This is a genomic window from Geomonas anaerohicana (genome assembly GCF_016458305.1).
Taxonomy (GTDB): domain Bacteria; phylum Desulfobacterota; class Desulfuromonadia; order Geobacterales; family Geobacteraceae; genus Geomonas; species Geomonas anaerohicana.
Genome location: NZ_JAEMHL010000036.1, coordinates 1 through 1,253 on the forward strand (window position 1 = coordinate 1; position 1,253 = coordinate 1,253).

Here is a 1,253-nt window from a genome sequence, read left to right on the forward strand (position 1 = left end):
GGAAGCTCCCCCGCTAATGTAGACACCTCAACCAAACGGAGGTGTCGGAAATGGCAAAGATGGTGGGACCAAGAAAAATCCATAGCTATAGCAAGGAGTTCAAGAGCACGGCCGTGCGTCTGAGCAGTCTGCCTGGTGTGCACGTGCATGACGTTGCGGAGGCGCTCTTGATACATCCCAATGTCCTTACGCGCTGGCGAAAGGAATTTCGGGAGGGCACCATTAAACACGACAGCGAGACCGCGTTAGACAGCGGAGTGGTAAGTGATCTCAAGCGTTTGAGGGAGCTAGAAAAGGAGCATGCCCGCCTCAAGGTGGAGCATGAACTGCTAAAAAAAGCTATCCGGTTCTGTTCAGAACAAAAAAGCAAATCTTCGCCTTCATCGAGCAGAACCGGCAAACCTACAGCATAGGGGTCATGTGCAAGTTCTTCGGTGTATCTAGGTGTGGTTATTACGCTTGGCGGAGTCGCGGGCGGAGCGACCGAGATCGGGAGGATCAACTCCTATTCAAAGAAATAAAGAGGATACATAAATCTTCCCGAGAGATCTACGGCAGCCCTCGGGTTCACGTTGCCTTAAAAGAAAAGGGCTTTCGGATCGGAAAGAAACGTATCGAAAGACTAATGCGAAGTGGTGGCCTCAAAGGCCGATCAGCACGGTTATACCGAAAGAAAGGAAACCAGTACACTAAGGCTCCTATCGCCAACAACAGCCTAGATGTGGTCCCGACGAGGCCAGATCAGGTATGGGTTGGTGACATCACCTACCTGAAAGGCGGCGGACGCTTCCGTTACTGTGCGGTAGTGATGGACAAGTACTCACGTCGAATTATCGGCTGGAGTATCAGTAAATTCAAAGACATGAGGCTGACGATGTCCGCGCTGAATCATGCGGTGTACAACCGTCCGAAAGCAAAGGGAGTCATCTTTCATAGTGACCGCGGCGCAGAGTACGGAGCTGAAGCCATCCAGGCGCGCCTTGCCGAGTTAGGGTATATACAGAGCATGAATCGTCCAACAGCGAAATTTGCTGATAACGCGTATATGGAATCCTTCTTTCACTCGATGAAGTCGGAGTGCATACATAGGATCAACTTCTCAGATCCTGAGTCGGTAGCACGGAAGGTCAGGAGTTATATTCCCTTCTACAACAACAAGAGGAAGCATTCAGCTCTGGGGTACATGACACCACTGGAGTATGAACAGAAAACAGCCTAAACTTAGTTGTGTCTATTTTATCGGGGGAAGATTC

At 50.3% G+C, this 1,253-nt stretch carries 2 protein-coding genes; both read left to right on the forward strand.

Annotated elements, in window-relative coordinates; all coding sequences use genetic code 11:
- The first annotated feature begins 50 nt into the window (after positions 1 to 50).
- Positions 51 to 413: a transposase gene (locus tag JFN91_RS21875; protein ID WP_199391258.1), complete on the forward strand. Its 363-nt coding sequence runs from the start codon at positions 51 to 53 to the stop codon at positions 411 to 413.
- Positions 383 to 1,219, forward strand: a complete 837-nt coding sequence (locus JFN91_RS21880; protein WP_328747909.1) for an IS3 family transposase — start codon at positions 383 to 385, stop codon at positions 1,217 to 1,219. Before JFN91_RS21875 ends, JFN91_RS21880 begins: the two co-directional genes overlap by 31 nt.
- Positions 1,220 to 1,253: the final 34 nt, after the last annotated feature.

What these genes read in the sequence shown, in the direction of transcription:
- JFN91_RS21875 (WP_199391258.1), top strand. Translation starts at nt 51, where the DNA reads ATGGCAAAGATGGTGGGACCAAGAAAAATCCATAGCTATAGCAAGGAG.